General features: G+C 55.5%; 9 protein-coding genes. 5 read left to right on the top strand and 4 right to left on the bottom strand.

What is annotated here, in order from left to right:
- Window positions 1-73: 73 nt before the first annotated feature.
- A protein-coding gene (gene prfB, locus BLU05_RS00910; protein WP_139210360.1) for a peptide chain release factor 2 occupies window positions 74-1202 on the top strand; the annotation gives its coding sequence in 2 pieces (ribosomal slippage) (window positions 74-142 and window positions 144-1202; 1128 coding nt in all).
- A 225-nt stretch (window positions 1203-1427) separates the two neighbouring features.
- The gene (locus tag BLU05_RS00905) at window positions 1428-1871 is read left to right on the top strand and encodes a hypothetical protein (RefSeq protein WP_091877090.1); all 444 of its coding nucleotides are present in this window, start codon (window positions 1428-1430) and stop codon (window positions 1869-1871) included.
- 9 nt (window positions 1872-1880) lie between these two features.
- Here the strand turns inward: BLU05_RS00905 and BLU05_RS00900 are convergent, their stop codons facing one another.
- Window positions 1881-3173: a M23 family metallopeptidase gene (locus BLU05_RS00900; protein WP_244518091.1), complete on the bottom strand. Its 1293-nt coding sequence runs from the start codon at window positions 3171-3173 to the stop codon at window positions 1881-1883.
- A 95-nt stretch (window positions 3174-3268) separates the two neighbouring features.
- Window positions 3269-3736, bottom strand: a complete 468-nt coding sequence (gene bcp / locus BLU05_RS00895) for a thioredoxin-dependent thiol peroxidase (protein ID WP_091877088.1) — start codon at window positions 3734-3736, stop codon at window positions 3269-3271.
- Window positions 3737-3944: 208 nt separating this feature from the next.
- Between bcp and BLU05_RS00890 the strand changes: the two genes are divergently transcribed.
- On the top strand, window positions 3945-7280 hold the full coding sequence (locus BLU05_RS00890) for a DUF3971 domain-containing protein (protein WP_244518090.1): 3336 nt from the start codon (window positions 3945-3947) through the stop codon (window positions 7278-7280).
- A gap of 263 nt (window positions 7281-7543) precedes the next feature.
- Here the strand turns inward: BLU05_RS00890 and tyrS are convergent, their stop codons facing one another.
- On the bottom strand, window positions 7544-8797 hold the full coding sequence (gene tyrS / locus BLU05_RS00885) for a tyrosine--tRNA ligase (protein ID WP_091877083.1): 1254 nt from the start codon (window positions 8795-8797) through the stop codon (window positions 7544-7546).
- Window positions 8798-8937: 140 nt separating this feature from the next.
- Here tyrS and BLU05_RS00880 point away from each other — a divergent pair, with 140 nt between their 5' ends.
- The gene (locus BLU05_RS00880; protein WP_244518089.1) at window positions 8938-10041 is read left to right on the top strand and encodes an anhydro-N-acetylmuramic acid kinase; all 1104 of its coding nucleotides are present in this window, start codon (window positions 8938-8940) and stop codon (window positions 10039-10041) included.
- A gap of 851 nt (window positions 10042-10892) precedes the next feature.
- On the opposite strand, the gene BLU05_RS00875 is transcribed toward BLU05_RS00880, so the two are convergent.
- Window positions 10893-11567, bottom strand: coding sequence for an alpha/beta hydrolase (locus BLU05_RS00875; protein WP_091877079.1), 675 nt, complete (start codon window positions 11565-11567; stop codon window positions 10893-10895).
- 206 nt (window positions 11568-11773) lie between these two features.
- Here BLU05_RS00875 and BLU05_RS00870 point away from each other — a divergent pair, with 206 nt between their 5' ends.
- Entirely contained in the window at window positions 11774-12949 is a 1176-nt protein-coding gene (locus BLU05_RS00870; protein ID WP_091877077.1) for a cysteine desulfurase family protein, read from the top strand.
- The last annotated feature ends 131 nt before the right edge of the window (window positions 12950-13080 follow it).

The raw sequence follows: 13080 nt of genomic DNA, 5'->3' as shown, positions 1-13080 counted from the left end.
CATCGCGCGGACCAGTGAATATGGTCCGCCGAAATTCGAAAATAACGATAAATGCAGAAGGAACGGACAGCCAATGCGCGCTGAAATCGAGACGCTGGTCGATGAGATCAAGCAGGCCATAAGCCTGCTGAGGAGGCATCTTTGACTGGGATACGTCAATCAAACGCCTTGGCTATCTGAACCAGCTTGCCGAAGACCCCGCACTGTGGAATGACGCGCAGGAAGCCCAGAAGCTCATGCGCGAGCGCCAGCAGCTGGAAGACGGCATCAACTCCATCCGCACACTCAGCCAGTCGCTCGAAGACAATATCGAGCTGATCGCCATGGGTGATGAGGAGGGCGACAAGTCCATCGTTGCCGAGGCGGAAGAGGGCATTCGCGCCATCAAGGTGGAAGTCGACCGGCGCCAGATCGATACGCTTCTATCCGGTGAAGCCGATGCCAATGACACCTATGTCGAAGTGCATTCCGGCGCCGGTGGCACGGAGAGTCAGGACTGGGCGTCGATGCTTCTGCGCATGTACACGCGCTGGGCCGATCGCAAGGACATGAAGGTCGAACTGCTCGAAATCCATGACGGTGAAGAAGCCGGCATCAAGTCCGCCACGATCCTGATCAAGGGGCACAATGCCTATGGTCTGATGAAGACAGAATCGGGCGTGCATCGTCTGGTGCGCATTTCGCCTTATGATTCCAATGCGCGGCGGCACACATCGTTTTCCAGTATCTGGGTTTATCCGGTTGTCGATGACAATATCGAGATCGCGGTGACAGAAGCCGATGTTCGCATCGATACCTACCGCGCTTCCGGTGCCGGGGGTCAGCACGTCAACACGACAGACTCCGCCGTGCGTATCACGCACATCGCAACTGGTATCGTCGTGCAGTGTCAGGCGGAACGCTCCCAGCACAAGAACCGCGCCACGGCGTGGTCCATGTTGCGCGCGCGTCTCTATGAAGCCGAACTGGAAAAGCGCGAGCAGGCAGCCGACGCCATCTCCGCATCCAAGACCGATATTGGCTGGGGCCACCAGATCCGCTCCTACGTCCTGCAGCCCTATCAGCTGGTCAAGGATTTGCGGACGGGTGTTGAAAGCACCAGCCCGCAGGACGTGCTCGACGGCGATGTTGATATGTTCATGGAAGCAGCGCTGGCACACCGCGTGCACGGCACCGATGCGGACGTGCAGGATATCGCCTAAAAGTTCTGGCACATTGCCAAATCAGAAAACCGGCAGGATATCTTCCTGCCGGTTTTTTTACGCTTACTATCCAACACGTTTTAATATTTGTGTGTGATTGCGATACACTTCGCCGGGTAAGTTCGCTCATATTACGAAATTACAAATAAGTTGGATATTGCAGCTACGGGTCTCTCTAGATAGGTTCGCCGCGTCCGGGGTGGACTATTAATATTGGGGGGGAATATGAAGCGTATCGCAATCGGTCTTATGTCGTTGTTCGTCACTGCCTGTGCCACAACGAGTGAAATGCCATTGGCACAGAACATGGTGAGGTTGGACACACAAGCGAGTGGACTTTTGTTTGTAGGCAGCGCTCCCAGCATGACCATGAAGAAGGCAGCTGAAGCAACTTTAAGGCGGGGCTATACGCACTTCCGTCTGGAACAAGCCTCGACTTCACAAGGACAGAGACTTGCTGGTGTCCAAAGCTATGGTTCAGGCACAGCAAGCGCAAATGTTTACGGTAACACTGCTTACGGCACCTATGCGGGCCAGGGGTTCGCAACTCCGGTTTATGCACCAACTGCCAATGTTGGAGTTACGGTTGTTATGTTCCGGGCAAATGAAGGTGGTGCGCGTGGGGCGTTTGATGCAGCGGACGTGCTGAAGAAACAAGGAAAAATCTAGACCATTGGCTTAAAGCGCCGTAGCGACTTCGCGGCCAATTGTGAGAAAACCGGCAGGATTGATGGCGCTGCCGTTTCTGCGTACTTCATAGTGCAAATGCGGGCCGGTGGAACGGCCTGTGCTGCCGACCTTGCCGACAATATCGCCGATGCTGATCTTCTGGCCGACGGTGACGAGAATCTGGCTCATATGGCCATAGCGGGTCGACAGGCCGTTTCCATGGTCGATCTCGACCATATTGCCATAACCGCCATTGTAGCCAGCCTCGGTGACCGTGCCGTTGGCTGTCGCATGTACTGACGAGCCTGATATTGCGCGGAAATCCATGCCGGAATGAAACGCCATGGAGCCGATGATCGGGTCCTTGCGCACGCCAAAAGTGCTGGACACGGGCATGCCCGGAACCGGATTGGAAATGGGAATGGTTTTGGCCAGGCTTTTGGCGCTTTCCAGCCGTTCCAGCGCCTGATCGAGGTCATTCAGCTTGGCATCAAAGGGAGCAACACTACCGGCGGGAATGAAGGGGCCACCCACATCTGACTTTTCATCGAGAACCGGTTTGACGCCGGTGGCAGCCAGCGCTTCCATGATCTTGTCGGCGTTTTCATAGGCTGTATTGGACAGCGTCTGCATCTGCGCGATCTGTTTGGCTTCAATGTCCGTGAGCGATGTATTGACTGATTTCAGCAGAAGTTCCGCCTTGTCGACGCCTTTCGCTGGCTTATCGCTGCGCGGTGCCGGTTTGTGCGAGACCGGCGTTGGTCCCGTAATGATGGGATCGATGCCATAGAACGCTTCGTCATCCTGCGATTTCACGACGTCCTGACCATTGCTGTCCATCGGCGCGTTGTCTTCCACAACCGGTGCAACAGCGGCGCCCGCATGTTCTGCGCGCTCCAGCATAGGTGCGAGCTTGTCATGCCGCTCAGCCAGTGATTTCTGGCGGCGGATCAGTTCGGATACTTTGGTTTCCATAAGCTGCTGGTCGAGCATCTGGCGGCTGGTGACCTGATCAAGCTGGGTGCGCAGATTGGCAATGCGGTCCTCATAGGCCTGCTGCAACCGTGCCTGACGGGCAACGCTGCCGCTGATCAGATCATCGCGGAAAACCAGATAGGACGTGGCAATCAGATAGGTTCCCGCCAGCGCGAAGGCGAGGGTACCGCCAAGAATGGCTGCCCAGGGCCGCAGGGTAAAATGACGAATAGTTTCGCCCCGCGCGATGATGACCGTGTGGGGTTCTTTCTGATTGCTGAAGATGGGGGAATGTTTTGCCTTCTTCATGGCCGCTTTGCTCGTCATTTTTAGCTTCAGTTCTTGACGGGCATTACACTCCGTTATGGTTAACAAACCCTAACGGAGTGGCATTTTTCCATTCATTTCAACGACAAGATGACCTAGAGCGCCTTGGTGGCCGCGAGAACTTCGGCTGCGTGGCCCGGAACCTTCACCTTGTTCCAGATCTTGGCGATCTTGCCGTTCGAATCGATCAGGAAGGTCGTGCGTTCAACGCCCATATATTTGCGGCCATACATGCTCTTTTCAGCCCAGACGCCATAGGCTTCCAGAATGGTCTTTTCCTCGTCGGCAACAAGATCAACCTTCAGATCATACTTTGTCTTGAACTTATCGTGCTTCTTGGTTGGATCGGGCGACATGCCGATGACTTTTGCACCAAGCTTTTCAAATTCGGGCTTCAGTCCGGAAAACTCGATGGCTTCCTGAGTGCAACCGCTCGTATCGTCCTTTGGATAAAAATACAGGACAACAGGTTTTCCGCGCAATTCCGCCAGAGAAAGCGTGCCGCCACCGTCACGGGGAAGGGTAAAGTCCGGGGCGGGATTGCCGATTTCCAGAGTTGTCATAGGAATGCCTTTCTTTCATCATTGAATGCGAGCCTCACTTGGGCAACTATAAGAGAGGCAAGGGAATCGTCTACGGTTTCCCACATGATTCCTCAATTGGCTTGGGAATTTGACAGAGAAACCGAAAAGAGTCCGTTTTACAAAGCGCGACTTCCTGAAATTTCATCATTACCCGTCTGCGGTCGAGCAGGGCGAGGTGCCGGTAGCTATGCCTGCCCGCCGCTCGCGGTTTCGATTCGTCTGTGGTGCATTGGCGTCATTCCTGCTTCTTCTCGTGGTTCTTGCCGGAATAGCCTTCGTGGTGTTGCGTGTCGGCATTGGCGGCGAAGCGCTGACCCAGCGCGCGCAGACTGCGCTCAAATCCGTTGTCGGCCCCGATACCGATGCCACGATCCAATCGGCTCAAATCTCGCTTGATCAACGCAGGCACGTCGCGCTTGAAGCGCGCAATGTCAATATTTCCGACGTCAAACGCGGTGTGGAGATAAAGAATATCCGCTCGGTGCGCATCGGTCTGGCCACGCTGCCGCTCTTGCAGGGCAATGTGCAGGTGCAGAGTCTTGGGCTTGACGGGGCGCAGATCAAGGTTGCCAGTCAGGAGCCTTTCGACTTCATGTCGATTGTGCCGCAGGATGATCGCGGTCTTGTTAATCTTGATGGCGTTTCGGAGCTGCTTTTTACCGGGTTGCAGAATGCTGTTTCATTGCTGGATCAGCGCGAAACCCGTGACATCACAGTCTCCGATACGACCTTTGATTTCACCGTTGCCGGTCAGCCGGAAAGCCTGCGCATTATCAATCTGGAACTGGCTGAAACGGGCGGTCCCGTCGCAATCAAGGGATTGGTGGAGTGGAGAGGCAAGGTCATCGATGTATCGGCGCAGGTCAAACGTGCCGCCATCGGTGCCAAGATCGATTCATTCTCACTGGCGATCAGCAAGATTCCGCTCATTGGCACGCACGGCATAGCGCCTGTGCCGGATGCCGATGGCATAAAGCCCGATGGTTCGTATTTTGCCTATAACAACGAAGCTGAAATCAAGCTGGATGGGGTTGCCGGTGCGCCGACCGTGCCGATGCGGGTTTGGGGTTCGCTCAATGTGAGCGAAGGTCCCGTCAGTATCAGCAATGTTTCGGACATGGGCGCCAGCACCCAGATCAATTTCGAACATGTGTTCGGTACGAAAAAGGTTGAGATTACACCGTCTAGCATCCATTTCGGTGGTTTCAAGGGCGTTGTTGAAGGTGCCATCGGGCCAGAGCCATTGCCTGACGATGCAACAGCTGTGGGAGAGGTCGCGAATCCCGGATATCGTTTTGAGCTGCTCACGCAGGAAGCCAGTTCCGCGCCGCAGGATTCCACAGAGCCACCGCTTGTGTTCAATGCGCGAGTGACCGGACGATACGCACCGGGTGAGAAAAAACTCGACCTGTCCGAGATCGCCGTGCGCAGTGATGGCGAGAACGAACTTTACGGGCAGGGCAGTGCAACCTTTGGCAAGGGCTCACCGGCGATGACGCTTGCGCTGCGTGTACCAAAGATGCCGTCAGCGCAGGTCAAGCAGCTATGGCCGATCTGGATTGCCACCGGTGCGCGTCGCTGGGTTCTCGATAATATCGTGGGCGGCGAGGTAAAGGACAGCCGTATCGACGTTATTTTTGCCGCTGGCCGTTTCGATGGCCCCGGCAAACCACCGCCCTTGACGGCCGATGAAGTGCAGGTTGATTTCAACGTAAAGGATACGCGCTTCGACATTGTTGGAGATTTGCCGCCTATCCGCGATGCCGATGGGGCTATCAGCGTGCGCGGCGCCTATACGACCATCAAGCTGCTGAAAGGTTCGGCCTTTACGCCCGGCAACCGCGAAGCGCGCATTGTTGATGGTACGCTGATCATTCCGTGGGGTCCGCAACGTCCGGTGCTTTCGGAGCTTGATCTGAATATTGCCGGTGATGCCTCTGCTATTGCCGAGATCGCCGGTTTTAAGCCGATCAATGCGGTGAAGGGTGTGCCCTTTACGCCAGATGATATCAGCGGCGATGTCAAAACCCATGTTCTTGTGACATTTCCGGTGACACGCCACGCGCCGCAGGGAAGTTTGCAATGGTCAGCCGCGATCGATCTGAATGGCGTGAACCTTTCCAAGAAGTTCGATGGCCAGACGATCACCAATGCCAACGGCACGCTTAACGTCAACGACACCGAGGCGAATATCGACGTCAAGGCACAGCTGAATGGTGTTCCAGCCAATATTACGCTGTTTGAACCGCTCGGCAGCAATCCTGCCAAGCGCAGGCAATCGGTCTCGCTGCAACTGGACGATAAAACGCGCAATACGCTATTCCCAAGCCTTGATCCGTTTATCTCGGGGCCAATTACTGTCGATATCGATAAATCCGCTGATGGCGGTCAGGTTGCTACTGCTGACCTGAGCAAAGCCGAAGTGAAGCTGGCACAGCTTGGCTGGACCAAAGGCGCCGGGGTGAAAGCCACGGCGAAATTCGGCCTGCAGCAGGATGCGGACAATATCAGCATCAAAAATCTCGATATCTCCGGCGAAACCTTCCGGTTGCGCGGAGACATATCCGTGGTCAAAGGCGACCTTGCCAGTGCGGATTTCAGTCAGGTCAGCCTCAACCGCACCGATGATATTGCCGTCAAGGTATCGCGCACCGGCTATGGCTACCGGGCGGATGTCAAAGGCAAGTCATTTGACGCGCGCTCCCTGCTCAATCAGGTGACCGACAAGAAGCAGAGCGGCGATAACAGCGACAAGAAACGTGTTCTCGTCAATGCGGATATTGATGATGTTCAAGGCTTCTTTTCGGAAAGCTTTGGCAATGTATCACTGTCCTATGAGAGCGTCGGTTCCAATGTTTCCGGTCTTGCTTTCAACGCGGTAACGAAATCCGGCCAGAAGGTCATCGCCACGGACAGTTCGGAAAGTGGCGCGCGTTCTGTCAACCTTCAGTCAAAGGATGCAGGGGCCGTGCTGCGCTTTACCGGCTTCTACGACAAGATGCAGGGCGGCAGCATCACCGTTACACTCGATTCCAAAGGCGATGGCCCATTGCGCGGGCAGATCGATGCGCGCGACTTCACCCTCGTCAATGAACCGAGATTGGCGAGCCTCGTTTCTTCGTCGCCAAACGGTACCAGCCTTAACGACGCGGTGAAGAAGAATATCGATGTGTCGACGGTTACTTTCGAGCGGGGCTTTTCCCAGATCGAGAAGGGCAAGAATTATATCAATCTCGCCAATGGCGTTGTACGCGGTTCGACTATTGGGACGACGTTCCAAGGAGTATTGAGTGATCCTCAGGGCAATATGGCTCTGACAGGCACGTTCATGCCCGCCTATGGCATTAATCGCATCTTTGGCGAACTGCCGGTGCTCGGCCTGCTGCTCGGCAATGGCCGGGATCGCGGCCTGATCGGCATTACCTATAAGCTACAGGGCCCAATCAAACAGCCACAGATTATCGTCAATCCGATTTCGGTTATCGCACCGGGCATATTCAGGTCAATTTTCGAGTTTCAGTGAGAAACACGCAATAGAGCAAAACTGGGTGGTTTTGTTGCGGGGGTAGGGTGTGTGGTTCGTGGTTCGTGGTTCGACAAGCTCACCATGAGGGAGAGGGGTGATGCAAGGGAGCCAAATTCTGCTACATTTGCGAACTGCAATATCTGCGAACTGCAATATCTGCGATCTGCAATCTTTGTGCTGCACTCTTTGCGATTAGCGTTGCATCCTCACTCTCCCTCATGGTGAGCTTGTCGAACCACGAACCACGCAAAATCGGCTCGTTATGCAGGGCGGACCAGAATATGTTTCTTCTTGCCCAGTGACAGCTTGATCACGCCATCACCTGTCACATCAACCGTTGAAACCTGCGCCTTTTCATCGGAAATACTGGCATCGTTCACACGGACAGCACCGCCCTGAATATGGCGGCGGGCTTCGCCGTTTGAGCCGGCAAGACCAGCCTTCACAAGCAGTGTCAGGATACCGATACCGCCATCAAGTTCGCCCGTGGCAATATCGATGGATGGCAGGTTGGTGGCCAATGCGCCTTCTTCGAAGGTTGTGCGGGCGGTTTCGGCCGCCATTGTCGCAGCTTCGCGGCCGTGCACGATTGCGGTTGCTTCCGTTGCGAGGATTTTCTTGGCTTCGTTGATCTCCGAGCCGCCAAGCGCTTCCAGCCGCGCGATTTCATCCAGCGAAAGGCGTGTGAAAATCTTCAGGAATTTACCGACGTCGGCATCCTCCGTGTTGCGCCAGTACTGCCAGAAATCATAGGGGCTGAAGGCATCCTCATTGAGCCAGACCGCGCCGGAGGCTGACTTGCCCATCTTGGCACCTGAACTGGTGGTGAGCAGCGGGGTGGTCAAAGCGTAGAGCTGCGGGGTTCCCATGCGGTGGCCAAGATCAACGCCGTTGATGATGTTGCCCCATTGATCCGAGCCGCCCATCTGCAACACGCAGCCATGACGACGGTTGAGTTCAACGAAGTCGTAGCCCTGCATGATCATGTAGTTGAATTCGAGGAAGGAGAGGGATTGCTCCCGATCCAGCCGCAGCTTGACGCTGTCGAAGGACAACATCCGATTGACCGAGAAATGGCGGCCGACATCGCGCAGGAATTCCACATAGCCAAGACCCATCAGCCAATCGGCATTGTTGACCAGAAACGCATCGGTCGGGCCATCGCCAAAACGCAGAATGCGCGCGAAAATCCGCTTGATGCCCTCAATGTTCGTGTTGATCGCCTCGGGTGTCAGCAGCTTGCGCTGTTCATCGCGGAAAGAGGGGTCGCCGACCATGGAAGTACCGCCGCCCATCAGGGCAATCGGGCGGTGTCCGGTTTCCTGCAGCCAATACAGCATGGTCGCAGAAATAAGGTTGCCAATGTGCAGGCTCGTGGCCGTCGCATCATATCCAACATAGGCAGTCACTGTCTCCTTGGCGAAAAGCGCATCCAGACCAGCCTCGTCGGAGACCTGATGGATGAAGCCGCGCGTGGAAAGCGTGTGCATAAAGTCGGATTTGAAGGCAGACATGATTTTTCCTGAAACTTTTACGTAGGGAAGCATCCGGCATGAAGAAACGTGCCGAACAAGACGTGGCCGTTTAACATCATTCCGAACCGAATCACAAGAAAGGGTGTGACGTGACAGCGATAAGGCGGGCAATTGGCCTGATGAGCGGAACATCTATGGATGGAATCGACATCGCGCTCCTCGAAACCGATGGCAAAAACGAGGTTCGGCGCGGTCCGTCAGGCTTTGTCGCCTATGAGTCGGCATTCCGCCGCCGCATCGAAGCGGGGCTTGGTGAAGCAAAATCCATTCGCACGCGCAATGAACGGCCCGGCAGTCTCGCAGCAATTGAACAGGAATTGACCAGGCGGCATGGCGAGGCGGTTCTCGGCTTTCTCTCTAATCACAAGCTAAGCGCCGATGCCATTGATATTATTGGGTTTCATGGCCAGACAGTTTTGCATCGGCCGCTGGAGAAACTGACGGTACAGTTGGGTGATGGCAAGTTGCTGGCTGATCTGACCGCTATTCCTGTCGTCTACGACATGCGGGCCAATGACATGGTGCATGGCGGGCAAGGCGCGCCGCTGGTTCCCGTCTATCATCAGGCGCTCGCTGCACGGGTTCCTGCCGAGCTTGGCAAGGGCAGGCCGGTCGTCTTTGTCAATATTGGCGGTATTTCCAATGTGACGATTATATCGGGGACTGCCGATCCCATCGCCTTTGATACGGGTCCCGGCAACACGCTGATCGACCAGTGGGTGCAGGACAGGGCGGGAATCGCCTATGATTCCGGCGGAACAATTGCCAGCGAAGGTCAGGTGCTGACCGATGCCGTGGGGCGTTATATGGCCAAGCCGTTCTTTGACCTGAAACCGCCAAAGTCGCTCGACCGCAATGATTTCACGCTCGAAGATCTCGGCAATCCCGAGCTTGCCGACGGCGCGCGCACACTCGCCAAAGTCACTGCCGATGCAATCCTCGAAGCCAGTGCCTATGCGCCTGACATGCCCGTGCTGTGGGTGATCTGCGGCGGCGGTCGCAAGAATGCGACTATCATGGCTGATCTGACTGATGGGGCAGCCAAGACCGGTGCAGCGGTTATTGCAGCTGAGGAATTGGGTCTCAACGGCGATTCGATGGAAGCGGAGGCCTGGGCCTATCTCGCCGTGCGCGCCGTTGATGGCTTGCCGCTGACGTTTCCGACGACCACGGGGTGTGATGCGGCGGTGCCGGGTGGAGTGGTTGTGGGGAGTAGGAAGTAGATTGCACGAACCACGAACCGGCAGCGCTCACCCCCCCTCTGTCCTGTCGGACTGCCGGGGCGAGCCACGGGTCTCGCCCGTCCTTCGGACCCCCCACAAGGGGGGAGATCACATTGACATGAACGCCTTTGCACAACCGGAACAGTTTCAGATTGTGCAAGAAACGTATTGAAGGCTGATCTCCCCCCTTGTGGGGGAGATGTCCGACAGGACAGAGGGGGGTGAATACATCCACCAACATTGCAGTTGCAGAACATACCTCTCCCATCACCACGCCCGCTTTCGCGTCTGGCTATTGAAGGGTGGGAAAGACGGGCGATCCATCAGGGGAACGCGGAAGTCTTGGTATTGGTAGTGTAATCAATGCGTTCCCCGGAGATTTTCCTGTTTCAACCAAGAAAACTCCCGGATCACCCGTCCCGATGACTGGTTTTACCCTTGTGAGATAAAACCGCTTCCCCTGCGGTTGGGTTCTCCCCGCAGACGAAATCACCGATCCTTTCCTGACTTCAGAAAGTTTCCGGAGCATTCCCGCCGGAAAGGACACCATCAGAATAAGCGAGGTGAGATGGTGTTGGATAAGTTGGCATGATTTTTTTAAATTGATGGCTGCAGCAACATCGTGCGTGGTTCGACAAGCTCACCATGAGGGAGAGGGAGGGTTGCAATGCTAATCGCAGAGATTGCAGCGCAAGGGTTGCAGAACTTGGCTCCCTTTCATCACTCCTCTCCCTCATGGTGAGCTTGTCGAACCACGAACCACGAACCACTTTCATACAGAACCGGCTCAAATCAAAAATCCTCGGGTTTGGGCCCGAGGATTTGCAATGCAGCAAGAATGCCCTAAGCCGTTAGCGCAGGCGCTTTGGCTTGGCTTCCACCAGTTCGCCATTCAGACGGCGGTCGAGATAATCGGAGCATTCTACGATGACTTCATCGGTCATGCCGGTGAAGAAGTGATTGGCGCCGACCATTGTCTTCTGGGTGATGGTGATGCCCTTCTGGGTTTTCAGCTTGTCAACCAGACCCTGAACGTCCTTGGCCGGGGCAACCTTGTCCTGATCGCCATGCAGTATTAGACCCGATGAGGGGCAGGGTGCGAGGAACGAGAAATCATAGGTGTTGGGCTGCGGAGCAACGGAAATAAAGCCTTCGATCTCCGGACGGCGCATCAGAAGCTGCATGCCGATCCACGCACCGAAGGAATAACCGGCGACCCAGCAGGTTTTCGAATCAGGGTGCAGCGACTGAACCCAGTCAAGCGCACCGGCGGCGTCGGACAGTTCGCCCGAACCATGGTCAAATTCGCCCTGGCTGCGGCCAATGCCACGGAAGTTGAACCGCAATGTCGTAAAACCGCGCTGCTGGAACATGTAGAACAAATCGTAGACGATCTTGTTGTTCATGGTGCCGCCAAATTGTGGATGCGGGTGCAGCACGATGGCTATTGGCGCATTTTTTTCCATCGAAGGCTGATAACGGCCCTCAAGACGGCCCGCAGGTCCATTGAAAATTACTTCAGGCATGTGTACTCCACTCTTCGCCACAGGGTTCCTGTTTATCAGCCGGACTTGACGGCGATCAACAGCACCCATAAAACCAGTTTAGAACCGTTCAAAACTGGTGTAGAATTTGTCTCGAAGCGGCTTAATAGGCTGGTCCGAGGTTGAATTTCAAGAAAATTGCGCTTTTCGCCAGCGCATAGTTCAAAAGAACAGGATTTGCGACAGGTATGGCCCAAAAACGCGCCTATCTCGACTACAATGCCAGTGCACCGCTGCTTGCGGTGGCACGCGATGCTGTGGTCGATGCTTTGGCGCAGACGGGCAATCCATCGTCCGTTCACAGCGAAGGCCGTGCTTCAAAGGCAATTCTTGAAAGCGCCCGCCGCGAGGTGGCCGCTCTTGTGAATGCCAAACCTGATCATGTGTTCTTTACATCGGGTGCCACCGAGGCCGCGTCAACCCTGCTCACCCCGCATTATGTGATGGGACGCGCGCCGGTGCGGCTTTCGCGGCTTTATGTCAGTGCCAGCGAGCATCCATGTGTGCTGGCAGGCGGTCAGTTCGCGCCGGAGCAGATTGAAACGGTTTCCGTTGATAAGAATGGCCTGCTTGACCTTGGCCAACTGCGCGCACGTCTCGCCGCCCATAACAAGAGCGAAGGCCTGCCATTGGTTGCCGTACAGGCTGCCAACAATGAAACCGGCGTTTTGCAGCCCATTGGCGAAATCGGCAGGATTGTCAAAGAGTTCGGCGGATTTCTTGTGGTGGATGCCGTGCAGGCGGCAGGGCGGATTCCTCTCGATATCACAACGGCTTCTGCTGATTATCTCATTTTATCGTCGCACAAGATCGGCGGCCCCAAGGGCGTTGGCGCGATTATCGCTGTTTCCGATCTGGTCATGCCCAAAGCGCTTGTTCGCGGCGGTGGACAGGAAAAGGGGCATCGCGCCGGAACGGAAGCCTTGCCCATCCTCTCAGGTTTTGGCGCAGCGGCGCGGTTTGCCCGCGAGCAGCTTGAATCCGGTGGCTGGGGGCTTACCAACCGGCAGCGCATCGAGGACGGTATCCGGTCAATAGCATCGGATGCGGTTATCTATGGCGATACGGTCGACCGGCTTGCGAATACGACCTTCTTCAGTCTTGCAGATATGAAGGCGGAAACCGTTCAAATCGCTTTCGATCTGGCGGGAATTGCGCTATCGGCAGGATCTGCCTGTTCTTCGGGAAAAGTTGGACCAAGCCATGTGCTTGCGGCCATGGGTTTTGGTAATGGAACAGGCGGCCTGCGGGTCTCCACATCGCCTGAAACCACGCAGGACGAGATAGCGCTTTTTCTGGATGCGCTGACAAAAATTGTTGCGCGGCGCGACCGGTCCAAGCTGGCTGCTGCCGATGCGGCGTGAAATATTGCGATTATTGGCAACAACTTGCCGATAATTACAAAATATCCGGTGATTACCGGTGTTAAATCGTGCGTTAGCACACTACATTGAGGCAAATATTCAAGACGACACACGCCTTGACGTTTGCAACT

It is taken from the genome of Phyllobacterium sp. OV277 (assembly GCF_900104355.1).
Lineage (GTDB): Bacteria > Pseudomonadota > Alphaproteobacteria > Rhizobiales > Rhizobiaceae > Phyllobacterium.
Note: the sequence above shows the minus strand (reverse complement) of the source record. Positions and strands in the feature narration are given on the sequence as shown.

What these genes read in the sequence shown, in the direction of transcription:
- BLU05_RS00905 (WP_091877090.1), top strand. Translation starts at nt 1,428, where the DNA reads ATGAAGCGTATCGCAATCGGTCTTATGTCGTTGTTCGTCACTGCCTGT.
- BLU05_RS00900 (WP_244518091.1), bottom strand. Translation starts at nt 3,173, where the DNA reads ATGACGAGCAAAGCGGCCATGAAGAAGGCAAAACATTCCCCCATCTTC.
- bcp (WP_091877088.1), bottom strand. Translation starts at nt 3,736, where the DNA reads ATGACAACTCTGGAAATCGGCAATCCCGCCCCGGACTTTACCCTTCCC.
- BLU05_RS00890 (WP_244518090.1), top strand. Translation starts at nt 3,945, where the DNA reads ATGCCTGCCCGCCGCTCGCGGTTTCGATTCGTCTGTGGTGCATTGGCG.
- tyrS (WP_091877083.1), bottom strand. Translation starts at nt 8,797, where the DNA reads ATGTCTGCCTTCAAATCCGACTTTATGCACACGCTTTCCACGCGCGGC.
- BLU05_RS00880 (WP_244518089.1), top strand. Translation starts at nt 8,938, where the DNA reads ATGAGCGGAACATCTATGGATGGAATCGACATCGCGCTCCTCGAAACC.
- BLU05_RS00875 (WP_091877079.1), bottom strand. Translation starts at nt 11,567, where the DNA reads ATGCCTGAAGTAATTTTCAATGGACCTGCGGGCCGTCTTGAGGGCCGT.
- BLU05_RS00870 (WP_091877077.1), top strand. Translation starts at nt 11,774, where the DNA reads ATGGCCCAAAAACGCGCCTATCTCGACTACAATGCCAGTGCACCGCTG.